Origin of the sequence: Massilia sp. UYP32, from assembly GCF_050434365.1 — a bacterium.
Taxonomy (GTDB): Bacteria; Pseudomonadota; Gammaproteobacteria; order Burkholderiales; family Burkholderiaceae_D; genus Telluria; species Telluria timonae.
Genome location: NZ_JBNDIK010000011.1, coordinates 103081 through 124059 on the forward strand (window position 1 = coordinate 103081; position 20979 = coordinate 124059).

Below are 20979 nucleotides of genomic sequence, written 5' to 3' on the forward strand. Positions count from 1 at the left end.
AGACATGCCGACGATCCAGGAGCTGAACCAACTCGACGCCGACGCTTTCACCAAGGCGCTGCATGGCATCTACGAGCATTCACCCTGGATCGCGCAGCGCGCCGCCGCGGCCCGCCCCTTTGCCACCCTGGCGGCGCTCAAGCTGGCCTTGCAGGCGGCGGTCGACGGCGCGACCGATGCGCAGCAGCTGTCGCTGCTGCGCGCCCACCCGGAGCTGGCCGGCAAGGCCGCCATCGCCGGCGAGCTGACGCCTGAATCGACCGGCGAACAGGCCGCATCAAACCTGGATCGCTGCACGCCCGAAGAATACGCCCGGCTGCACGCGCTCAACGCGCAGTACAACGAACGTTTCGGCTTTCCCTTCATCCTGGCCGTGAAAGGTCCGACCGGACGCGGCCTGGCGCGGCAAAGCATCATCGACACCTTCGTGCGCCGCCTCGACAACGCCCCTGGCGACGAGCTGCGCGAAGCGCTGCGCCAGGTGCACCGCATCGCCGAGATCCGGCTCAATGCCCTGCTCGGCATCGAACCCGCCATCGGCGTCACCGTGATGGACTGGTGCGAGACCCTCGGCGCCATCAGCGACAGCGACGCCGACCTGACCTGCGCCTACATGACGCCGGCCCACCGGCGCACCGCCGCCGCCATCGCCGGCTGGATGCGCGACGCCGGCATGGCGGTCCACATCGACGCCGTCGGCAACGTGGTCGGCCGCTACGCCGCCGCCCGGCCGGGCGCGCAGACCTTGATCACCGGCTCGCACTACGACACCGTGCGCAATGGCGGCAAGTACGACGGCCGGCTCGGCATCCTGCTGCCCATCGCGCTGGTCGGCCGGCTGCACGAACGCGACGAGCGCTTGCCCTATGACCTCGAAGTGATCGCCTTCGCCGAAGAAGAAGGCGTGCGCTTTCGCAGCACCTTCCTCGGCAGCAGCGCGGTGGCCGGCGGCTTCGACCCGGCCCTGCTCGATGCGCGCGACGCCGACGGCGTTCCGATGCGCGAGGCGCTGGCCGCCGCCGGCCACGATCCGGCCGCCATCCCCGCCATCGCGCGCGATCCCGCCGGCGTGCTCGGCTTCGTCGAGGTGCATATCGAGCAGGGGCCGGTGCTGCTCGAGCGCGGCCTGCCATTGGGCGTGGTGAGCGCGATCGCGGGCAGCTCGCGCTACCTGGTCGAACTGAAGGGCGTGGCCAGCCACGCCGGCACCACGCCGATGGGCATGCGGCGCGATGCGGCGGCGGCCGCTGCCGAGATCGTGCTGCTGGTGGAACGCCGCTGCAGCGGCCCGGCCTCCCTGGTGGGCACGGTCGGCCAGCTGGAAGTGCCGGCCGGCTCGGTCAACGTGGTGCCCGGCGCCTGCCGCCTGTCGCTCGACATCCGCGCCGCCGACGACGCAACCCGGCTGGCGGCGGTGGACGACATCCTGGCCGGCATTAGCGCCATCTGCGCGCGGCGCGGCATCCAGGAAAAACTGTACAAGCTGCTCGAGATCGACGCCGCGCCGTGCGCGCCGCGGCTGATGGCGCAGCTGGAAGCCGCGGTCGAACGCGCCGGCCTGCCATCCTTTGCATTACCCTCCGGCGCCGGCCACGACGCGATGCGCATGGCGCAGCTGACCGAGGTCGCGATGCTGTTCGTCCGCTGCGGCAACGGCGGCATCAGCCACAATCCGCTCGAGACCATGAGCGCCGACGATGCCGAAGTCGCCGGCGCGGTGATGCTCGACTTCCTGCGCAACTTTACTCCGGTGGCAGCGCCGGCAGGATCAGCGTCGTGAGCAGCTTCTCCGTCAGCGGATGCGGCCCCGGAACGCGGAAGTTGGTGGTGGTGATGACCACCACCGTGTTCCATTCCGGCAGCACGTAGACCTTGTTGCCGCCCAGGCCAGACATCGCATAGGTGGCCACCTTCCTGTCGCCCACGGTGAAAGGCTGCAGCCACCACAGGTAGCCGTAGTCGACGCCCTCGCGCACCCGCGCATGCGGCTTGATCGAGCGCTCGACCCAGCCTTGCGGCAGCACCTGCTTGCCGGCCCACTTGCCGCCGTTCAGGTAGAGCTGGCCCAGCTTCCAGAGGTCGCGGCTGCGCAGGCTCAGGCTACCGCCGGTCATCGCCGTCCCCGACGGCTGCAGCTGCCACTTGACCGGCTCGATGCCCAGCGGCTTGAACAACACCTCGTCGGCGAAGTCCTGCACGCTGCGTCCGGTCGCGCGCTCGAGCAGCGGCGCGATCAGGGCGGTGCCCGCAGTGCAGTAGCTGAAGGCGCGGCCATACGGCTGCTTGTCGGGCGGCGGCGTCCACTCCGGGAAGCCGCGCACCGGCAGGTCGAGGTAGAAGCGGCTCCAGTCCTCGATCAGGTACATGCGCTCTTCGTGCCCGCGCGAGAACTCGTTGAAATCGTCGCACTCGACGATGGAACTCATGGTGAGCAGGTCTTCGACCGTGATGCGGTCCTTGCGCGGATCGGGGTGCGCGACCGGCATCTTGTCCTTGAAGAAGGGCATGATCGGCGCATCGACCGTGAGCAGCTTGCGCTCGACGGCCGCCCCGACCAGCATGCCGCCCACGGTCTTGGTCACCGAACGCGTGTTGCGCAGCCCTTGCGCCCCTTCGCCGTCGAAGTACTGCTCGTAGAGCACCTTGCCGTGGCTCGCCACCAGCACGCTCGTGATCTGCTTGAAGTTGCCGGCCTTGATCTCGCCCGTCACGGCATCGAAGCTCGCCGCGCCGGCGCCGCCCGCCGCCAGGGCGCAGGCCCCGGCAATCGCACATCGAAGATACTTGCGCATGCATTCCTCCTCGTCATGGAAACCGGCAATCTAGTGCGCGCCCCGCCCCTTCATCATGAGACCGTAGACCACGGCGGCGATCGCGACGCCGACGAACCAGGCATACGTATAGATCGTCTTGAAGGCCTCGCCGACATCGGGGAAGCTGGCCGGGAAGGCGGCGTTCAGGAAGCCCGGGATGTTGGGCAGCACGCCCAGCGCGAAGGCGGCCAGCGCCGCCTTGTTCCAGCCATTGCCATAGCCGTAGATGCCGTCGTGGCGGTACAGCTGGTCGACCTCCAGCACGGTCTTGCGCACCAGGTAGTAGTCGACCACCAGCACGCCGGCGATCGGTCCCAGCAAGGCCGAGTAGCCGACCAGCCAGGTCATGATGTAGTTCTGGGTCGACTCCAGGATCTTCCACGGCATCATGAGCAGCGCCAGCCCGGCCGTGATATAGCCGCCGGTCCGATAGCTGATGCGGCGCGGCGCCAGCGCCGAGAAATCGTAGGCCGGGCCGACCAGGTTGGCCGCCAGGTTCACGCTGACCGTATCGACCAGCAGCACGATCAGGGCCACAAGCACCGCGATGCCGGTCATGCGGCTGGCCAGGTCGACCGGGTCCCATAGCGCCTTGCCGTACAGGACCACGGTGGCCGAGGTGACGATCACCGCCAGCGCCGCCAGCAGGCCCATGGGCAGCGGCAGGCCGACGGTCTGGCCGACCACCTGGTCGCGCTGCGACTTGGCGAAGCGGGTGAAGTCGGGGATGTTCAGCGCGAGGGTCGCCCAGAAGCCGATCATGGCGGTCAGCGACGGCCAGAAAGTGGACCAGAACCGCCCTTCTTTCGGCCCGCCGGGCACGAACTGCGAACGCTGCTCGAGCAGCGGGCCGAAGCCGTCGGCCCCGACCTGCCTGTGCACCCACCACAAGAGCACGAAGCAGATCGCGATTTTCAAAGGGGCGGTCCAGGTCTCGAGCTGGCGGATCGATTCCATGCCGTGCACCACGAAGTACAGCTGGATCGCCCAGAACGCGAGGAAACAAACCAGCTGCGCCAGATTGATGCCGAGCCAGGCGAGCGGCTCGCCGCCGATCGGAGCGCCGTTCATTACGCCCAGCAAGGTATAGATCATGCTGCCGCCGAACCAGGTCTGGATGCCGTACCAGCCGCAGGCGACGATGGCGCGCATCAGCGCCGGCAGCCTGGCGCCCCGGGTGCCGAACGAGGTGCGCGCCAGCACCGCGTAGGGAATGCCGTACTTGGCGCCGGCATGGCCGATCAGCAGCATCGGCACCAGTACGATGGCGTTGGCCAGGAATACGGTGAGCACCGCCTGCCAGCCTGACATTCCCGCCTCCACCAGGCTGGCGGACAGCGTGTAGGCGGGGATGCACATCACCATGCCCACCCACAGGGCGGCGAAGTGGTACCAGCGCCAGGTGCGCTGCGCTGCGGTGGTGGGAGCGAGGTCGTCGTTCCAGAGGTCGTTGCTTGAAGAGGTCGGATGAGTCACGGTGCACGTCGGTTGAAATCGATGCGCGCGAGTGTAACGCAAACGTCAATACGACGCGAAGACCTCAGGCCTGCAGGTCGGCATGGATCGCCTGCGCCGCCTGCAGGCCATGGCGGCGCGCCTGCATCGATTCCAGGAGCGGGGCCACGCAGTCGCCGCCGGCATAGATGCCCGGCAGCGCGGTGCGGAAGCACCCGTCGACCTGGATGCGGTCGCCCTCGCGCGACTGCTGGCGCACGGACGGGTCGAGCTCGGCCCCGGCCGCGCGGCCCACCGCCTTGAACACGGCGTGGGCGGCGATCTCGGTGAAGCCGCCGGTGTCGACCACCCGGTCGCCCAGCAGGCGGGTCTGCTCGAAGCGCACCGACCCGACCGCGCCGCGTTCGTCGCGCAGCACCTCGAGCGGCGCGACCCAGCCGCGCACCCGCACGAAGCAGGCGCGCGCGACTTCTTCTTCGCGGCCGTCGGGCGCCAGGGCGTGGCGCAGCGCCAGGGTGACATCCTGGGCGCCCAATTGCTTGAGGCGCGCCGCCATGCCGACCGCGCCGCGGCTCGCGCCGATCACGATCGCGCGTTGCGGCACCGGCAGCGCCAGCAGGTCGTCCAGCGCATACACGGCGGCCAGCCGGCGGCCGGCGTCGACCAGGCCCGCCGGATCGCTGCCGGACAGCGCCAGCACGCGGCTGGACGCCAGGCCGACGCCGATGAAGATCGCGTCGTGCCACAGATGCAGGTCGGCCAGCTCGAGATCGACGCCCAGCTTGCGGCCATATTCGCAGCGGATGCGGCCCTGCGCCACCAGGCGCGCGAACAGCGCCTGGTCGGATGCGCTTGCCGCCATGGTCTCGCGCTCGCGCGAGCGGGCCTCGTACAGCACGACGCCATTGCCGAGCAGCGCCAGCCGGATGGCGCAGGCCATGCCGGCCATGCCGGCGCCGACCACGGCGACCTGCTTGCCGGTCGGCGGCGCCGGCTCGCCGGCCAGGAGGGAATGCTCTTCGGATGCGAGGTCCAGGGCGTCGGTGGTGGCGGTCATCAGTCTCTCTTTCCTTTCATGCGGGGCGTGGCGCGCCCTCTTTCTTGGTGTCAGCCTGGTATCAGGCCAGTCGCGTCAAGACCCCGGCCAGCTTGCCGAACAGTTCGTCGACGTGTTGTTTTTCCAGCACCAGCGGGGGCGACAGCGCGATGATGTCGCCCGTGATGCGGATGAGCAGGCCGTCGGCGAAGGCCTGCTTGAGCGCCGCATAGCCGCGCGCGCCGGGCTGGCCCGCGATCGGCGCCAGCTCGATGCCGGCGATGATGCCGATCGAGCGCAGGTCGATCACGTGCGGCAGGCCGCGCAGCGATTGCAGCGCTTCCTCGAAATATGGATGCATGCGCGCCGCGTTCTCCAGCACCCCCTGTTCGCGGAACACGTCCAGGGTGGCCAGCGCGGCGGCGCAGGCCAGCGGGTGGCCGGAATAGGTGTACCCGTGGAACAGCTCGATCCCGGCCGGCCCCTCCATGAAGGCGTCATGGATGAAGGACTTGCTGAACACCGCGCCCATCGGCACCGCGCCGTTGGTGATGCCCTTGGCCGTGGCCATCAGGTCGGGCTCGACGCCGAACCAGTCGCCGGCGAACGGCGTCGTCAGGCGTCCGAAGCCGGTGATGACTTCGTCGAAGATCAAGAGGATGCCGTGGCGGTCGCACAGCTCGCGCAGGCGCTTGAGGTAGCCCTTGGGAGGAATCAGGACGCCGGTCGAGCCGGATACCGGCTCCACGATCACCGCCGCGATGGTCGACGGGTCGTGCAGGGCCACCAGTCGTTCCAGGTCGTCGGCCAGTTCGACGCCGTGTTCGGGTTCGCCGCGTGCGTAGGCATTGCGCTCCAGGTCATGCGTGTGGCGCAGGTGGTCGACGCCCGGCAGCAGGGGCCCGAAATGCTTGCGGTTGGCGCCGATGCCGCCCACCGAGATGCCGCCGAAGCCCACGCCATGGTAGCCGCGCTCGCGGCCGATCAGGCGCGTGCGTCCGCCCTCCCCGCGCGCGCGGTGGTAGGCCAGCGCGATCTTGAGCGCGGTGTCGACCGCTTCCGATCCCGACCCGGTATAGAACACGTGGCCGAAGCGGTGGCCGCTGAACTCCATCAGGCGTTCGGCCAGTTCGAAGGCGGCCGGGTGGCCCATCTGGAAAGTGGGCGCGTAGTCGAGCTGGCCGGCCATGGCGGCGATGGCTTCGGCGATCTTCGGCTGGCCGTGGCCGCAGGGCACGCACCACAGGCCGGCGGCGCCGTCGAGCAGCTCGCGGCCATCGACGTCGCGGTAATACATCCCCTTGGCGGAGACCAGCAGGCGCGGATCGCGCTTGAAGTCGCGGTTATTGGTGAATGGCATCCAGAAGGATGACATCGCGGCAGGCCTGGATTCGTACATATTGCGCTCCTCGTTCGATGGCGCCCTGAAGCATTTAAGTTTGAACAAGAATGGCGAGTCTGGCAACAGGCACGCGGCATCGGGCATGCGCCATCGCAAAACCATGCACGACGCATCGTGTTAGCGAGAAGAAATAATCGTGGTGCGCAGTCATGTCTACAGGCGTCACGGCAGTGGTATGCTAGCGCTTATCACACTGGCAATGCGAACCATGTCGACTTATATCACCCCTGTCCTGACCACCGAACGCCTGGTGCTGCGCCCGCTGGCCGCGAGCGACGCGCCGGCCCTGTACACCATCTTCTCCGACCCGGCCGTGGTGCGCTACTGGAGCGCCGAGCCGTGGACCGACATCTCCTTCGCCGAAGCCGCGATCGCCCGCGCACTCGAGGCCTACCGCGACGAGACCGAGCTGCGTTTCGCGATCGAACTGGCGTCGAACCGCGAGCTGATCGGCACCGTGGGCCTGCACCACTTCTTCAACCAGAACAATCGCTGCGAACTCGGCTACGCGCTGGGCAGCGCGCACTGGGGCAAGGGCTATGCCTTCGAAGCGCTGCAGGCGGCGCTGGACCATGGTTTCCGCGAGGTCGGCCTGAACCGGGTCGAGGCCGACATCGACCCGCGCAACGAAGCCTCCGGCCGCGTGCTGGAAAAACTGGGCTTTCGCAAGGAGGGCTTCATGCCGCAGCGCTGGCTGGTGCACGGCGAGTATGCCGACACCGTCTTTTACGGCCTGCTGCGCGACTACTGGAACGACAGGACGGCGCACTGATGGCAAGGCGCACTCCCACGATGAAGGCCCTGGCGGCATGTTCGAGCCTGGCGCTGTCCCTGCTGGCCATGGCGCCGCAATCGGCCGCGGCCCAGGCCACGGTGCCGACCTGGCGCGAGATCACGATCTATGCGAGCGACGCCGGCTATCCGGCGGCGCTCGCGCGGCGCGGCGTGCAGGGCAATGTGACGGTCGAACTGGCCCTCGACGACAAGGGCCGCAAAGCGGTGGTGGCGGTACGCGATTCCTCGCGCTCGGCCGAACTCGACGCGCTGGCGCTGGCCATGGCCAGGCGGCTGGACATCCCCGCCAGCGGCGCGCACCGCACCGGCCTGGTGACCTTCAAGTTCAAGAAAGACCACAGCGCCACCATCGCCACCAAGAGCTGCGCCGATTTCAACGTCGACGCCGCCTGGCAGGCCGCCACCTTCCCGGAACGCAGCCTGCGCGAGTTGCCGGTGACCTATGAGAGCGTCGGCACGCTGATCTACAGCCTGCACCGCGAAGGCTCGGCGCGCCAGTCCTTCCCGGCGCTGGAACCGATCCTGAACGCCACGGTGGCCGCCTGCGCGCGCACGCCCGAGGCCGGCATGCTCGACGTGATGCGGCAAGAGGCGCTCAAGCTGATCGAGCAATAAAGCGCGTAAAACAGCGTATTGACGGGGTCGAAAGCGCCCCCGTTCATCCGCCCTCACGACCGTCCGTCGCCGAAATCGCACCGTTTATCGGATCGCTCTTGGCGTAACATGGGTGCATCCCTACAGTAGGGTCATCTTTGTTAGAAAGGACTTGCACGCATGAAAACCATTCATACGCCCACCAGTCGCTTCCAATCGATCCTGCGTAATATGGAAGTGGCCGGCCGCACTACCTGGCGCCTGGCGAAGTCCAGCGCCCGTTCGCTGCGCCGCATGCCGTGGCCGGTGCTGCTGGTGATCGCGATCGTGCTGGCGGCCCTGATCACCATCGTGCCGATCGTGCTGGCGCTGTTCGTCGGCCTGCTGCTGCTGAAATTCCTCGCCATCGCCATCTTCGGCCGCGAACCGCGCCGCATCAAGCACTACACCGGAGAATAACGCCGATGGCCGCCGCCCAGATCAACCGCGCCCTCGACTTCGTCCGCGACGCTTTCCGCGAGGCGGGCGTGCTGTGGTGGCGCTTCTTCGACTGGCTGGCGCTGATCGAGTGGCGCCAGCTGTACCTGGTCTGGTTCCTGGTGTTCGTGACCGGCATGTTCGTCAAGCTGACGGAGCCGGCGATCTGGTTCATCCTGATCTCGTTCGGGGTCAAGGTGCTGGCCGGCGGCAAGCGCCGCGCCGAGCTGCTGGCGCGCGACGCCTCGACCAAGGCCGACGTCGCCAATCTCGAGCGGCGCCTGACCGAGGCGCAGATGGCCACGCTCCAGGCCCAGGTCGAGCCGCACTTCCTGTTCAACACCCTGGCCCTGATCGGCCAGCTGATCGAAACCGACCCGAAGGAAGCGGCGCGCGTGCACGGCTACCTGATCGAATACCTGCGCGCCTCGCTGCCGCAGATGCGCGCCGCCAAGGGCGCCGGCGGAACCCTGGGCAAGCAGGTCGAATTGTCGCGCGCCTACCTGTCGATCATGCAGGCGCGCATGAAGGAAAGGCTGGCGGTGCGCTTCGAGGTGCCCGACTTCCTCGGCAGCGCGCCGTTCCCGCCGATGATGCTGCAGACGCTGATCGAGAACGCGATCAAGCACGGCCTGGAGCCGAAGGTCGCCGGCGGCACGATCACGGTGCGGGCGCGGGTCGAAGGCGCCACCCTGTGCGTCGACGTGTGCGACGACGGCGTCGGCTTCAACCTGCATGCCGGCAGCGGCGTCGGGCTGGCCAATATCCGCGAGCGGCTGGCGCTGTTGTATGGCAAGGATGCCGAACTCGTGATCGAAGCCCTGCCCGGCGGCGGCGCCTGCGTGTCGATCCGCCTGCCCTATCGCATGACGGAAGACGGCTGATGGCGCCCACGCACCCGACGGCCCTGATCGCCGACGACGAAGCGCCCATGCGCGACCAGCTGCGCGCGCGCCTGCACGAGGCGTGGCCGGCGCTGCGCATCGTGGCGGAGGCGGCCAACGGCGCCGAAGCGGTGGCGCTGGCGCGCGAGCACAAGCCGGACATCGCCTTCCTCGACATCCGCATGCCGGGCATGGGCGGCATCGACGCGGCGCGCCAGATGTACGAGCGCTGCCACATCGTGTTCGCCACCGCCTACGACCAGTATGCGGTCGAGGCCTTCGAGCACGGCGCCATCGACTACCTGCTCAAGCCCGTCACCCTGGCGCGCCTGGAAACCACGGTGGCGCGCCTGCGCCGCCGGCTCGACCACACGCCGCAGGACATCGGCGCGCAACTGGCCCGCCTGGCGCAATTGGGCGACCAGTTGCTGATGCAGAACGGCGCCGCCGCGGCCGCCGCCAGACCTGCTTATCTGCGCTGGATCCAGGCGCAGGCCGGCAACAGCCTGCGCATGGTGAGCACGCGCGAAGTGCTGTTCTTCCAGTCGGACGACAAGTACACGCGGGTGCAGACCGCCACCGGCGAGCACCTGATCCGCAAGACGCTCAAGGAACTGGAAGAAGAGCTGGACCCGGACGAGTTCTGGCGCATCCACCGCTCGACCCTGGTGCGCGTGGATGCGATCGCGGAAGTGCGGCGCGACCTGCGCGGACGCCAGATGCTGCGCCTGCGCGGCTACCCGGAAGAACTGGAAGTGAGCCGCAACCACGGCGCGCTGTTCCAGCAGATGTAAAGCGACGTCAACGCTGCGCCGGCGTATTCAGGTAGTTGTCCTTGACCCGCACGTAGTGCTCGGCCGAGTAGCGCAGCCAGGCCTTTTCGGCGTCCGTCAGCGGACGCACCTTCTCGGCCGGCCGGCCCATGTATAAAAATCCGCTTTCGAGCCGCTTGCCCGGCGTGACCAGGCTGCCGGCGCCCAGCATCACCAGGTTCTCGATCACGGCGTCGTCCATCACGATGCTGCCCATCCCGACCAGGCAGTCGTTGCCGATGCGGCAGCCGTGCAGGATGACCGAGTGGCCGACCGTGACGTAGTCGCCAATGACCAGGGGCGAACCCTGCGGCTTGTGGGGCGTGCGGTGGGCGACATGGCCCATCGTCAGGTCCTGGATATTGGTGCAGCTGCCGATGACGATGTCGTTGACGTCGCCGCGCAGCACGGCGTTGCACCAGACCGAGGAATCGGCGCCGATGCGCACGTTGCCGATGACCTGGGCCGATTCGTGAAGATAAACGCCGTCGGCGAGTTGCGGCAGGGCGTCGAGGTAGGGGGCGATCGGCATGGCGGTCTATTCGATGACAGGAATTCGTCATTTTAACTTGGGCATGTTTACTGCTATGCTGGGCCGGTCTCGCCCACGGTCCACGCCATGCCGCTCCAAGCCACCGCTACCGCCACCTTGCCCATCTGGTCCATCTTCTGGACCTTCCTGAAGCTCGGCCTGACCTCGTTCGGCGGCCCGATCGCCCATCTGGGCTACTACCGCAACGAGTTCGTCCTGCGCCGCCAGTGGCTCGACGACGCGCGCTACGGCGACCTGGTGGCGCTGTGCCAGTTCCTGCCCGGGCCGGCGTCGAGCCAGGTCGGCTTCGCGCTCGGCGTCCTGCGCGGCGGCGGCCTGGCCGGCGGCCTGGCGGCCTGGATCGGATTCACGCTGCCTTCGGCGCTGCTGATGTTCGCGTTCGCGCTGGGCGCCGCGAGCCTTGTCGGCTTAGGGGCGGCGGGCGTCGTGCATGGCCTGAAGCTGGTGGCGGTGGCCGTGGTGGCCCATGCCGTGTGGGGCATGGCGCGCACGCTCACGCCGGACCGCCGGCGCATCGCGATCGCGCTCGGCGCCATCGCGATCGTGGTCCTCGTCGATGGGCCGACCGGGCAATTGGCCGCCATCGCCGCGGGCGCCGGCGCCGGATACCGGCTGTGCCGGGGACCGGTCGCGCAGTCCGGCCCGGAACTGTCCATGCCGGTCAGCCGCCGCGCCGGCATCACGGCGCTCGTGCTGTTCGGCGTCCTGCTGCTCGGGCTTCCGCTATTGTCCGGCCTGACCGGGCATCGGCCGCTGGCGCTGTTCGATGCCTTCTACCGCTCCGGCGCGCTGGTCTTTGGCGGCGGCCACGTGGTGCTGCCATTATTGCAGGCCGAGACGGTGGCCACCGGCTGGATCCCGAACGAGACCTTCCTGGCCGGGTATGGACTTGCGCAGGCGCTGCCCGGCCCGCTGTTCGCCTTCGCCGCCTTCCTCGGCGCCCAGGCCGGCATGACGGCGGGCGCGCCCACGGGCGCCGCGCTCGCCCTGCTCGCGCTCTTTCTTCCCGGCCTGCTGCTCGTCTATGGAACCTTGCCGTTCTGGGACGGCTTGCGCCGTCACGCGGCCGCGCGCCACGCCATGATGGGCGCGAACGCGGCCGTGGTCGGCATCCTCGCCGCCGCCTTGTACCACCCGGTATGGACCGCCGCCGTGTTCGACATCCGCGACGCCGGCATCGCGCTGGGCGGCTTCATGCTGCTGACGCTGTGGAAGGCGCCATCGTGGATCGTCGTGATCCTGCTGGTGGCGCTGGGGGCTGTTGGCGCGTCATAGCTTCTTGTATATCTCTGGATTCAAACCTGCCGGCCCCGGCCCCTCGCTGCCGCGATTCAGGTCGATCAGCGTCCGTCCACGCAAGGGCAGCCCGGCGCCATGCAGTTCGACTTCGAGCGTGATGCCCGATTCGAACACGATCCGGTTGGTCTGGAACACCTTGGTCACGGTCACCGTTGCCCCCTTGGGCACCGGGGCTTCGAACACGACTTCGGACCCGCCGATGCCTGGGCGGGGAATCAAGGTGAGATAGTCGGCCGGCGCGCGCGAGTGCCGGCCGATGCCATAGGCGTCGACCTCGCCGATGATCTCGTACCGGGAGCCCACGACCTTCCTGAATTCCTCGTGGTGGCTGACATCGGCATAGGTGACCTCGCACGAACAGCCGGAAAGCATGGACGCGCAGGCACACAGGACAATGCAGGGAAGCGGACGCATGGGGTGATCTCCTCGACGGCAAGGAAGCGGCTGGCGTGCCGCAACCGGAAAGGCCATCCTGCCGCTTTCGCCGCGACGCTTCCACGAAAGCCGGCAAGGTGCCGTCATCTGCGCCTGCAAGGAGCGTGCGACGATCCCGGGTATCGTCAGCCGAACAGCCCTTCGTCGGAACCGTCGCCGTCGAAGAAGCCGCCCAGGCTATCCTCGCTGCTGTTGTCGGCCAGGCTGTCGTCGGCGCCGCCGCCTGGCTCGTCGATCGCCCCGATGCCGGCCTGGTCCGCCAGCGCCCCGCCCCCGGCCGCCTCGGCCGCGCCACCGTCGGCCGCGTTGTCCGCCAACAAGTGGTTCGAGGCGCCCTGCCCGTCATTGCCCAGCAGGTTGCCGATGCCGTGGAACAGGAAGCTGCCGGCCGCCACCCCGGCCGCCGTGGCCGCCATCGTGCCCAGCATGCTGCCGCCGGCGCCGCCCAGGAAGCCGCCGCTTCGCGCCGGCTGGGCCTGCGGTGCCGAGCCGGTCGGTCCGTTCTGCTGGTAAGCCCCCTGCTTGACTCCCGGGACCGGATTCGATGGCTGGCTCTGCGCGGAGTTTCCCCATTGGTTCGCGTCGAGGAATCCCCCGCTTCCTCTCCCGCCCTGGCTTTCGAGCTCGGCGATACGGGCCTTGGCATTGCCCAGCGCCTGCTCCACCAGCAGTGCGCGCTGCACCAGCAGGTAGGCGGCGTCCGGCTGCTGGGCCACGGCGCGCTGGATCAGTGCGTCGGCCTCCCGGTCCTTGGCCACGCCACGGGCCTGCACCAGCTGGCCCAGGAAATCCTGCAACATCTTTTCGTCGGATGGGTTCATTGTCGAGCTCCTGTCTGATGGACGGTATTCCACTATGTTGTGGATCAGTCATCGCTATTTCAAGTCGTACGGCAGGCGCGAGTTCGCCTGCGCCATCCCGGCCGGCATGTGATCGCTTTCCGCCGCGCTTGTTGCTATGCTATCGGCTGGCGCCGCGAGCGGCATTCATCATTTCAAGGAAGCACAACATGGTCTCGCTGCAAGAGCAGTTATTGAAAGCCGGCCTGGTCGACAAGAAGAAGGTCAAGCAGGTCAACCAGGACAAGAGCAAGCAACACAAGGAAGTGTTGCGCACCGGCGTGGAAAAGGTCAACGAATCGCGCGAAGCCGCGCTCGAGATGCAGCGCAAGAACGCGGAACGGGCGCGCGAACTGAACGCCCAGCGCGACGCCGCGGCGACCCAGAAAGCCATCCTGGCGCAGATCGCCCAGCTGGTGCAGCAGAACAAGCAGTCGAAGGGCAAGGGCGACGTGCCCTACAACTTTACCTTCGGCACCAAGATCGAGCGCATCCACGTGACGTCGCAGATCGTCGAGCATCTGGTGGCGGGACGCCTGGTGATCGTCCACATGAATGGCAGCTTTGAACTGGTGCCGCGCGTGATCGGCGAAAAGATCGCCCAGCGCGATGCCTCGATCGTGGTGCAGATCAAGAAGAAGGTGCAGGAAGTGGAAGAAGACGATCCGTACGCGGATTACAAGATTCCGGACGACCTGATGTGGTGATCGAAGGCGGCCCCAACGCAGACCCGATGGGGCCGCTGTGACGAAGCTTACTGTTTCGTCTTGTTTTCCACGTCCTGCACGTCCGAACCGCTCTTCTTCGAAGACCGCTCGCCTTCCTTCTTCGGCTGCCCCAGGCCGGATGCGGTGGTTTCCTGCTTGCTGCTGCCCTGGAAATCGGGGTCGACGATGTTCGCGCTTTCCGGCCCTTCCGCGGCCGGATTCTCCCGCTTGTCGCGGTCGGTATTGGCCGGAATCTGCCGATCGACGGTTCCCGTCCGTTCAGCCTGGGTTGTATTCGAACTGGTCTTGTCCGCCTGGGCTGCGGCGCTCGCGGCGATGATCACACCACTCAACAGCACGATGACTTTCTTCATGACTACCTCCAATTCCAGGTTAAAGCATGTAAGGATGTCATCATGGTGGTGACCGAATCGCGGATCACAAGGCCTGTTTAATTGCCGAGGTCACGCCCGCCGAAGGCATTCGGCAACTGCGCCGCCGCAGTGGTCTCGAATATGTCGCCGCCCAGGTTGGTCAGCACGACCGGCAGTTCGTTGCCGCCCAGTTCCAGGATCACCTGGCGGCAGGCGCCGCACGGCGCGATCGGGCCCTCGGTCTGGCCGATCACGGCCAGGGCCGCGAAATCGCCCGGCTGGTAGCCGCTGGCGATGGCGCTGAACAGGGCGGTGCGCTCGGCGCAGTTGCACAGGCCGTAGGCGGCATTCTCCACATTACAGCCGCGGAAGATACGGCCATCCTTGCACTCCAGCGCGGCGCCCACCTTGAACTTCGAGTACGGGGCATAGGCCAGCTCGCGCGCGGCGCGCGCTTCATCGATCAGTTTCGCGTATTTCATGATTGGTCCTCAGCTCAGGGACGAACGGTGCGGTGGATCATCGGCTCGACGGCCGGCTTGTCAAGAGCGATGCGGTAGGCGGCCTGCACCTGGCGGATGGCCTGCTCGGCGGCTTCCCGGGTGCGCGCATGCACCATCGCCAGCGGCTGGCCGACGACGATCGCATCGCCCAGTTCCACCAGCCCGGTCAGGCCGACGGCGAAGTCGATCGCATCCTGCGGACGCACGCGGCCACCGCCCAGCGCCACCACGGCCAGGCCCAGTTCGCGGGTGTCGACCGCGCTCGCATAGCCGGCCTGCAGCGCAGGCGCGGGCACGATGACCGGCGCCGTTTCCAGGTAGGCATCGGGCTTGTCCATCAGGTCGGCCGGGCCGCCCAGGGCGCTGACCATGCGCGCGAAACGCTCGGCGGCTTCTCCCGAATCGAGGGCCGCCTGCAGCCTGGCGCGCGCTTCCTGCTCGCTCGACGCCAGGCCGGAGATGACGAGCATCTCGGCGCACAGCGCCATCGTCACCTCGTGCAGGCGCGCCGGGCGCGATTTGCCGCTCAGGTAGTCGATCGCGACGCGCACTTCGACGGCGTTGCCGGCGGCGTGGCACAGCGATTCGTTCATGCCGGTCAGGATGGCCGAGGTGCGGGTGCCGGCGCCGTTGCCGACATTGACGATCGATTCGGCCAGTTCCAGCGATTTGGCCGGGGTCGGCATGAAGGCGCCGCTGCCGACCTTCACGTCCATCACCAGCGCATCCAGGCCCGCCGACAGCTTCTTGGACAGGATCGAGCCGGTGATCATGGCCACCGATTCCACGGTCGCCGTGGTGTCGCGGATGCTGTAGAAACGCTTGTCGGCCGGCGCCAGCTGGGCGGTCTGGCCGATGATGGCCACGCCCACGTCCTGCACCACCTGGCGGAACTTTTCGGGTTCCGGCACGGTGCTGTAGCCCGGGATCGAATCGAACTTGTCGAGCGTGCCGCCGGTGTGGCCCAGGCCGCGCCCCGAGATCATCGGCACGAAGCCGCCGCAGGCCGCGATCATCGGTCCCAGCATCAGCGATACCACGTCGCCGACGCCGCCGGTCGAGTGCTTGTCGACCACCGGGCCGGGCAAATCCAGCGATTTCCATTCCATGACCTGGCCCGAGTCGCGCATCGCCAGCGTGAAGGCGACGCGTTCATCCATCGTCATGTCGTTGAAATAGACCGCCATGGCGAAGGCCGCGATCTGGCCTTCGGTGACGCTGCCGTCAGGGATGCCGCGCACGAAGAACTGGATCTCTTCGGCGGAAAGGACGCCGCCGTCGCGCTTCTTGCGGACGATTTCTTGGGGGAGGAACATGATTGTGTCCGTTTTCGCTAATAGCTTGAAAACGTCATTCCCGCGGAGGCGGGAATCCAAGTCGTTCGCGATACGCTAGCTTGCTTGGATTCCCGCCTGCGCGGGAATGACAGGGTTTGAGGTTCCGGGCTGATTACACGCCGTACGGAATCCAGACATTCTTGACCTGGCTCGCATGCTGCAGCACCGTGCGGCCGCAGGCCTGCTTCGGATCGAACCAGTCGCGGCCCTTGGCGCCGCCGGTCCAGGTGCGCTTGAGCGATTCGGCCGACAAACGCTCGACTTCGGCACAGCCTTCCGCCGAACCATCATGACGCCACACCGCATCGATATCGCCATGCGTCGCCAGTGTGCGCGCCAGCTCGTCGGCGGAGCCAGTGACGATGTTCAGCGCGCCGCCCGGCAGGTCCGAGGTATCCAGCACCTGGTACAGGTCGATGCTCGATAACGGATGCTGCTCCGACGGCACCGCCACCACGCGGTTGCCCAGCGCCAGCGCCGGCGCCACCAACGAGATGAAGCCCAGCAGCGGGTTCTCGTTCGGGCACACGATGCCGATCACGCCGACCGGCTCGTTGAGCGCGACGGTGATGCCGTGCATCGGCGGCTGGTGCGCCGCGCCGTCGTACTTGTCGGCCCACGCCGCCCAGTAGAACAGGCGCTCGATCGAGGCGGCCACTTCGCGCGCCGCACCCTTCGAACCGGTCTGCTGCGCAATCCGCTGCGCGAATTCGTCGGCGCGGATCGCCAGGTTCTCGGCGATGTAGTACAGCACCTGCGCGCGGTTGTGCGCGGTCGCCCTGGTCCAGCCGGCAGCCTTGTGCGCCGCTTCCACGGCGTTGCGGATGTCCTTGCGGCTGCCTTCGCCGATGTCCGCCAGGAAGTCACCATTGGCGCCATGGATGGCGCGGCTGTAGGCGCCGTCAGGGCGGGCCTGCTTGCCGCCGATGTACAGCTTGGCGGTGCGGTCGACCGCGAACGGGCTGTCTTCCTGCGCCGGCCTGGCCTTGGCTTTGTCGGCCACGATTGGCGCCGCTGGACGCGCATCTTCCGCCAGCGGCGTCAGGTACTCGACCATGCCTTCCTTGCCGCCTTCGCGGCCATAGCCCGATTCCTTGTAGCCGCCAAAGCCGCAAGCCGCATCGAACTGGTTGGCGGTGTTGATCCACACCACGCCGGCCTTGATCTGCGGGACCACGTCCAGCGCCAGGCTGATCGATTCGCTCCATACGCAGGCCGCCAGACCATACACGGTGTTGTTCGCCAGTTGAACCGCCTCGGCCGGGGTGCGGAAGCTCATCGCCACCAGCACCGGTCCGAAGATCTCGGCCTGGGCCACGGCGGCCGAGGTCGACGCGCCCGTGATCAGGGTCGGCAGATACCACGAACCGGTCGCCGCCAGTTCGACGTTCGGCTGCCATACTTCGCAACCTTCGGCGCGCGCCGACTCCACGAGGCCGTGGATGCGCTGCTGCTGCACCGGATCGACCAGCGCGCCGATATCGTTCGATTTGTCCAGCGGCGAGCCGACGCGCAGGTTCTGCATGCGCGCCTTCACCTTGGCGATGAAGCGGTCATAGACCGACTCCTGCACCAGCAGGCGCGAACCGGCGCAGCACACCTGGCCCTGGTTGAACCAGATCGAATCGACCAAGCCTTCGACCGCCGCATCCAGGTCGGCGTCGTCGAACACGATGAACGGCGACTTGCCGCCCAGTTCCAGCGACAGCTTCTTGCCGCTGCCTGCGGTGGCCTTGCGGATCAGGCGGCCGACTTCGGTCGAGCCGGTGAAGGCGATCTTGTCGATGCCAGGGTGATTCACGATCGCTTCGCCCACGCGGCCGTCGCCGGTGACGATGTTGACCACGCCGCTTGGGACGCCGGCGCGCTGGCAGATCTCGGCAAACAGCAAGGCGGTCAGCGGCGTGTACTCGGCCGGCTTGAACACGACCGTGTTACCGGCGGCCAGCGCCGGTGCGATCTTCCACGCCAGCATCAGGAGCGGGAAATTCCACGGCACGATCTGGCCCACCACGCCGACGGCGCGGTAATCCGCGAATTCTTCGGACTGCAGCTGCGCCCAGCCGGCGTGATAATAGAAGTGCCTGCTTGCTAACGGCAGGTCGGCGTCGCGGGTTTCGCGGATGGTCTTGCCGTTGTCGAGCGTCTCGAGCACCGCGAACAGGCGCGCGTGCTTTTGCAGCAGGCGCGACAAGGCATACATGATCTTGGCGCGGCCATGGCCGCCGAGGGCGACCCAGCCCGGCTGCGCGCGGCGCGCGGCGGCGACGGCGCGTTCGACGTCGTCCTGCGTCGCCTGCGTCACCTGCGCCAGCTCGCTGCCGTCAGCCGGATTGTTGGTGGCGAAGGTCGCGCCGGCCTCGCTCCAGGCGTTGTCGATGAACAGGCCGAAGCGGCGGCCACGCTGGTCCAGCCACGCGAGCGCTTCCTTGGTACTCTCTGGTGCAGGACCGTAATCCATGGTGTTCAGAATCTCTTTGATTGTTGGCATGACGAAGTCCGGAATTAAGGTTGCGCGTGGCGATGGGCGGCCGAGTAGTTCCCGGTCACGTAGTGCTCCAGCTGGCGCTCGATGTCGGTCAGCAGGCTGGAAGCGCCGATGCGGAACAGGTGCGGCTGCAGCCAGTCGTTGCCCAGTTCTTCCTTCATCACGGTCAGGTATTGCAGCGCCGACTTCGCGGTCGACACGCCGCCGGCCGGCTTGTAGCCGATCTGGAAGCCGGTCTGTTCGTAGTAATCGCGGATCGCGCGCACCATCACCAGCGACACCGGAATGGTGGCGTTGACGCCTTCCTTGCCGGTCGAGGTCTTGATGAAATCGGCGCCGGCCATCATGCACACCCAGGATGCCTTGGCCACGTTTTCCAGGGTCACCAGGTCGCCGGTGGCCAGGATCGCCTTGACGTGCGCTTCGCCGCAAGCCTGGCGATACGCCACCATCTCGTCGTACAGCGCCTGCCAGTTACCGGTCAACACGTGCTGGCGGGTGATGACGATGTCGATCTCGGTGGCGCCCGCGGCCACCGACAATTCGATTTCGCGCACCTTGGTTTCCATGCTCGACAGGCCGGCCGGGAACGCGGTCGACACGGCGGCGATCGGCAGGCGGCCCTGGATCACTTTCACCGCGGGCTGGATCATCTCGTGGTACACGCACACGGCGCCGGTCGACAGCGTTTCGAGGCCGAGGGCCTGCATCAGGTCGGCGCGCAGCGGACGCATCGCCTTCATGCACAGGCGCTCGACGCGGCCCGGCGTGTCGTCGCCGCTCAGCGTGGTCAGGTCCATGCACTCGATGGCGCGCACCAGCCAGGCGGCCTGGTATTCCTTCTTGACCGTGCGGCGGTTCGCCAGGCTGGCGGCGCGGCGGTCGGCCGCGTTGCGGTTGACCTTGAGGCTGTTCACCAGGCCCAGGTCCAGCGCAATGCCGGTATTACGTTTGAAATCCAGGGGCTGGCTCATAACAGTGCGGTTCCGTTCGAAAGTGGTTTGACGCCGAGGTGCTGCGCCAGCGTGGCGCCGATGCTCGAGAAGGTGTCGGCGGTCGGTAGTTCCTGCGCCTTGACATTCGGGCCGAAGAAGATCATCGGGATGTGCTCGCGGGTGTGGTCCGAGCCAGGCGCGGTCGGGTCGCAGCCGTGGTCGGCGGTGATCACGACCAGGTCGCCATCCTTCAGCTTGGCCATGAATTCCGGCAGGCGCGCGTCCAGCTCGTGCAGCGCGTTCGCATAGCCGGCGACGTCGCGGCGGTGACCGAAGTGCATGTCGAAGTCGACGAAGTTGACGAAAGTGAGCGACTTGTCGCCCGCTTCGTCGGCCACTTCCAGCAGGCGGTCGAACAGCGCCATATTGTCCGGGCCTTTCACCAGGCGCGTGACGCCCTGGCCTGCGAAGATGTCGCTGATCTTGCCCAGCGCGATCATCTCGCCGCCAGCATCTTTCACATGGTCGAGCAGGGTCGGCGCGATCGGCGGCACGGCGTAGTCGTGGCGGTTCGACGTGCGCTTGTAGTCGCCGTTGGCGCCCACGAAAGGACGCGCGATCACGCGGCCGATATTGTAGGGCTTGACCAGCTCGTAGGCCGCTTCGCACACCTGGTACAGGCGCTCGAGGCCGAAGTGTTCCTCGTGGGCCGCGATCTGCAGCACCGAGTCGGCCGAGGTATACAGGATCGGCTTGCCGCTGGCGACGTGCTCGTCGCCCAGCTCGTTGATGACGGTGGTGCCCGAGGCGTGGCAGTTGCCCAGCCAGCCCGGCACGCCGGTCAGTTCCTGCAGCTTGTCGGTCAGCTCGGCCGGGAACGACGGCACGGTCTTGGGGAAGTAACCCCAGTCGAACAGCACCGGCACGCCGGCGATTTCCCAGTGGCCGCTCTGCGTGTCCTTGCCGGTCGACTGCTCGCGGGCGACGCCCCAGGCGCCAGTGAAGCCATCGCGCAGGTCGAAGCCGGGCGCCCACTCGCCGCTCGCCTTGTGCGCGGCAGCCGCGAGGCCCAGTTTCTCCAGGTTCGGCAGCGACATCGGCTTGCCCTCTTTCGCCGCCCACTTGGCGATGTGGCCGAAGGTGTTGGCGCCCGCGTCGCCGTATTTGTCGGCGTCCGGCAATGCGCCGAGGCCGAAGGAATCAAGCAGGAGGATGAATGCGCGTGACATGGTCTTCGCTCT

Annotated in this window: 21 protein-coding genes; 8 read left to right on the forward strand and 13 right to left on the reverse strand. The window is 67.4% G+C overall.

What is annotated here, in order from left to right:
- Positions 1-4: 4 nt before the first annotated feature.
- Positions 5-1780, forward strand: a complete 1776-nt coding sequence (locus ABIB42_RS10590) for an allantoate amidohydrolase (RefSeq protein ID WP_005668396.1) — start codon at positions 5-7, stop codon at positions 1778-1780.
- Here ABIB42_RS10590 and ABIB42_RS10595 read toward each other — a convergent pair.
- From ABIB42_RS10595 to ABIB42_RS10610, 4 genes are all read right to left on the reverse strand, one after another.
- Positions 1743-2792, reverse strand: coding sequence for a serine hydrolase domain-containing protein (locus tag ABIB42_RS10595; RefSeq protein ID WP_429248301.1), 1050 nt, complete (start codon positions 2790-2792; stop codon positions 1743-1745). The genes ABIB42_RS10590 and ABIB42_RS10595 overlap by 38 nt on opposite strands.
- Positions 2793-2822: 30 nt before the next feature.
- Positions 2823-4289, reverse strand: a complete 1467-nt coding sequence (locus tag ABIB42_RS10600; RefSeq protein ID WP_184235237.1) for an NCS1 family nucleobase:cation symporter-1 — start codon at positions 4287-4289, stop codon at positions 2823-2825.
- A gap of 64 nt (positions 4290-4353) precedes the next feature.
- On the reverse strand, positions 4354-5325 hold the full coding sequence (locus ABIB42_RS10605; protein WP_184235239.1) for an FAD-dependent oxidoreductase: 972 nt from the start codon (positions 5323-5325) through the stop codon (positions 4354-4356).
- Positions 5326-5386: 61 nt separating this feature from the next.
- Positions 5387-6703, reverse strand: a complete 1317-nt coding sequence (locus ABIB42_RS10610) for an aspartate aminotransferase family protein (RefSeq protein ID WP_429248302.1) — start codon at positions 6701-6703, stop codon at positions 5387-5389.
- 211 nt (positions 6704-6914) lie between these two features.
- Between ABIB42_RS10610 and ABIB42_RS10615 the strand changes: the two genes are divergently transcribed.
- From ABIB42_RS10615 to ABIB42_RS10635, 5 genes are all read left to right on the forward strand, one after another.
- A complete protein-coding gene (locus ABIB42_RS10615) occupies positions 6915-7478 on the forward strand; it encodes a GNAT family N-acetyltransferase (protein ID WP_005668387.1) in 564 nt (187 codons plus the stop codon).
- The gene (locus ABIB42_RS10620) at positions 7478-8116 is read left to right on the forward strand and encodes a TonB family protein (RefSeq protein ID WP_219862778.1); all 639 of its coding nucleotides are present in this window, start codon (positions 7478-7480) and stop codon (positions 8114-8116) included. Before ABIB42_RS10615 ends, ABIB42_RS10620 begins: the two co-directional genes overlap by 1 nt.
- Positions 8117-8275: 159 nt before the next feature.
- A complete protein-coding gene (locus ABIB42_RS10625; RefSeq protein WP_005668385.1) occupies positions 8276-8554 on the forward strand; it encodes a hypothetical protein in 279 nt (92 codons plus the stop codon).
- Between the two features lie 5 nt (positions 8555-8559).
- Positions 8560-9456 (forward strand): sensor histidine kinase, encoded by an 897-nt coding sequence (locus tag ABIB42_RS10630; protein ID WP_184235248.1) that lies wholly within the window; start codon positions 8560-8562, stop codon positions 9454-9456.
- Positions 9456-10250, forward strand: a complete 795-nt coding sequence (locus tag ABIB42_RS10635) for a LytR/AlgR family response regulator transcription factor (protein ID WP_071360232.1) — start codon at positions 9456-9458, stop codon at positions 10248-10250. Before ABIB42_RS10630 ends, ABIB42_RS10635 begins: the two co-directional genes overlap by 1 nt.
- 7 nt (positions 10251-10257) lie before the next feature.
- On the opposite strand, the gene ABIB42_RS10640 is transcribed toward ABIB42_RS10635, so the two are convergent.
- Positions 10258-10800 (reverse strand): gamma carbonic anhydrase family protein, encoded by a 543-nt coding sequence (locus tag ABIB42_RS10640; RefSeq protein ID WP_005668382.1) that lies wholly within the window; start codon positions 10798-10800, stop codon positions 10258-10260.
- 87 nt (positions 10801-10887) lie between these two features.
- On the opposite strand from ABIB42_RS10640, the gene chrA reads away from it, so the two are divergent.
- Positions 10888-12096: a chromate efflux transporter gene (chrA, locus tag ABIB42_RS10645; protein WP_429248303.1), complete on the forward strand. Its 1209-nt coding sequence runs from the start codon at positions 10888-10890 to the stop codon at positions 12094-12096.
- Here chrA and ABIB42_RS10650 read toward each other — a convergent pair.
- Together ABIB42_RS10650 and ABIB42_RS10655 are read right to left on the reverse strand one after the other, a co-directional pair.
- A complete protein-coding gene (locus ABIB42_RS10650; protein ID WP_429248304.1) occupies positions 12091-12492 on the reverse strand; it encodes a hypothetical protein in 402 nt (133 codons plus the stop codon). The genes chrA and ABIB42_RS10650 overlap by 6 nt on opposite strands.
- A 188-nt stretch (positions 12493-12680) precedes the next feature.
- Positions 12681-13376: a DUF2076 domain-containing protein gene (locus ABIB42_RS10655; RefSeq protein WP_429248305.1), complete on the reverse strand. Its 696-nt coding sequence runs from the start codon at positions 13374-13376 to the stop codon at positions 12681-12683.
- Between the two features lie 188 nt (positions 13377-13564).
- On the opposite strand from ABIB42_RS10655, the gene ABIB42_RS10660 reads away from it, so the two are divergent.
- The gene (locus tag ABIB42_RS10660) at positions 13565-14101 is read left to right on the forward strand and encodes a DUF2058 domain-containing protein (protein WP_005668378.1); all 537 of its coding nucleotides are present in this window, start codon (positions 13565-13567) and stop codon (positions 14099-14101) included.
- A 47-nt stretch (positions 14102-14148) separates the two neighbouring features.
- Here ABIB42_RS10660 and ABIB42_RS10665 read toward each other — a convergent pair whose 3' ends face one another.
- From ABIB42_RS10665 to ABIB42_RS10690, 6 genes are all read right to left on the reverse strand, one after another.
- On the reverse strand, positions 14149-14475 hold the full coding sequence (locus ABIB42_RS10665) for a hypothetical protein (protein WP_005668377.1): 327 nt from the start codon (positions 14473-14475) through the stop codon (positions 14149-14151).
- A 77-nt stretch (positions 14476-14552) separates the two neighbouring features.
- Positions 14553-14957 carry a cytidine deaminase gene (locus tag ABIB42_RS10670; RefSeq protein WP_184235266.1) on the reverse strand — a complete coding sequence of 135 codons (405 nt, stop codon included), beginning with the start codon at positions 14955-14957 and terminating at the stop codon, positions 14553-14555.
- Positions 14958-14971: 14 nt separating this feature from the next.
- A complete protein-coding gene (gene deoA, locus ABIB42_RS10675; protein ID WP_184235268.1) occupies positions 14972-16294 on the reverse strand; it encodes a thymidine phosphorylase in 1323 nt (440 codons plus the stop codon).
- A gap of 133 nt (positions 16295-16427) precedes the next feature.
- Positions 16428-18806 carry an aldehyde dehydrogenase family protein gene (locus tag ABIB42_RS10680; protein WP_429248306.1) on the reverse strand — a complete coding sequence of 793 codons (2379 nt, stop codon included), beginning with the start codon at positions 18804-18806 and terminating at the stop codon, positions 16428-16430.
- A gap of 14 nt (positions 18807-18820) precedes the next feature.
- The gene (deoC, locus tag ABIB42_RS10685; protein WP_071360242.1) at positions 18821-19777 is read right to left on the reverse strand and encodes a deoxyribose-phosphate aldolase; all 957 of its coding nucleotides are present in this window, start codon (positions 19775-19777) and stop codon (positions 18821-18823) included.
- Positions 19774-20967, reverse strand: a complete 1194-nt coding sequence (locus ABIB42_RS10690; RefSeq protein ID WP_312486914.1) for a phosphopentomutase — start codon at positions 20965-20967, stop codon at positions 19774-19776. The genes deoC and ABIB42_RS10690 overlap by 4 nt, the downstream gene beginning before the upstream one ends.
- Positions 20968-20979: the final 12 nt, after the last annotated feature.

Bases quoted from the DNA above. Each gene is read 5' to 3' on its own strand.
- ABIB42_RS10610 (WP_429248302.1), bottom strand. From the start codon at position 6,703: ATGTACGAATCCAGGCCTGCCGCGATGTCATCCTTCTGGATGCCATTC.
- ABIB42_RS10635 (WP_071360232.1), top strand. From the start codon at position 9,456: ATGGCGCCCACGCACCCGACGGCCCTGATCGCCGACGACGAAGCGCCC.
- chrA (WP_429248303.1), top strand. From the start codon at position 10,888: ATGCCGCTCCAAGCCACCGCTACCGCCACCTTGCCCATCTGGTCCATC.
- deoC (WP_071360242.1), bottom strand. From the start codon at position 19,777: ATGAGCCAGCCCCTGGATTTCAAACGTAATACCGGCATTGCGCTGGAC.
- deoA (WP_184235268.1), bottom strand. From the start codon at position 16,294: ATGTTCCTCCCCCAAGAAATCGTCCGCAAGAAGCGCGACGGCGGCGTC.
- ABIB42_RS10615 (WP_005668387.1), top strand. From the start codon at position 6,915: ATGTCGACTTATATCACCCCTGTCCTGACCACCGAACGCCTGGTGCTG.
- ABIB42_RS10670 (WP_184235266.1), bottom strand. From the start codon at position 14,957: ATGAAATACGCGAAACTGATCGATGAAGCGCGCGCCGCGCGCGAGCTG.
- ABIB42_RS10690 (WP_312486914.1), bottom strand. From the start codon at position 20,967: ATGTCACGCGCATTCATCCTCCTGCTTGATTCCTTCGGCCTCGGCGCA.
- ABIB42_RS10625 (WP_005668385.1), top strand. From the start codon at position 8,276: ATGAAAACCATTCATACGCCCACCAGTCGCTTCCAATCGATCCTGCGT.
- ABIB42_RS10605 (WP_184235239.1), bottom strand. From the start codon at position 5,325: ATGACCGCCACCACCGACGCCCTGGACCTCGCATCCGAAGAGCATTCC.
- ABIB42_RS10680 (WP_429248306.1), bottom strand. From the start codon at position 18,806: ATGCCAACAATCAAAGAGATTCTGAACACCATGGATTACGGTCCTGCA.
- ABIB42_RS10650 (WP_429248304.1), bottom strand. From the start codon at position 12,492: ATGCTTTCCGGCTGTTCGTGCGAGGTCACCTATGCCGATGTCAGCCAC.
- ABIB42_RS10630 (WP_184235248.1), top strand. From the start codon at position 8,560: ATGGCCGCCGCCCAGATCAACCGCGCCCTCGACTTCGTCCGCGACGCT.
- ABIB42_RS10665 (WP_005668377.1), bottom strand. From the start codon at position 14,475: ATGAAGAAAGTCATCGTGCTGTTGAGTGGTGTGATCATCGCCGCGAGC.
- ABIB42_RS10595 (WP_429248301.1), bottom strand. From the start codon at position 2,792: ATGCGCAAGTATCTTCGATGTGCGATTGCCGGGGCCTGCGCCCTGGCG.
- ABIB42_RS10655 (WP_429248305.1), bottom strand. From the start codon at position 13,376: ATGAACCCATCCGACGAAAAGATGTTGCAGGATTTCCTGGGCCAGCTG.
- ABIB42_RS10660 (WP_005668378.1), top strand. From the start codon at position 13,565: ATGGTCTCGCTGCAAGAGCAGTTATTGAAAGCCGGCCTGGTCGACAAG.
- ABIB42_RS10590 (WP_005668396.1), top strand. From the start codon at position 5: ATGCCGACGATCCAGGAGCTGAACCAACTCGACGCCGACGCTTTCACC.
- ABIB42_RS10620 (WP_219862778.1), top strand. From the start codon at position 7,478: ATGGCAAGGCGCACTCCCACGATGAAGGCCCTGGCGGCATGTTCGAGC.
- ABIB42_RS10640 (WP_005668382.1), bottom strand. From the start codon at position 10,800: ATGCCGATCGCCCCCTACCTCGACGCCCTGCCGCAACTCGCCGACGGC.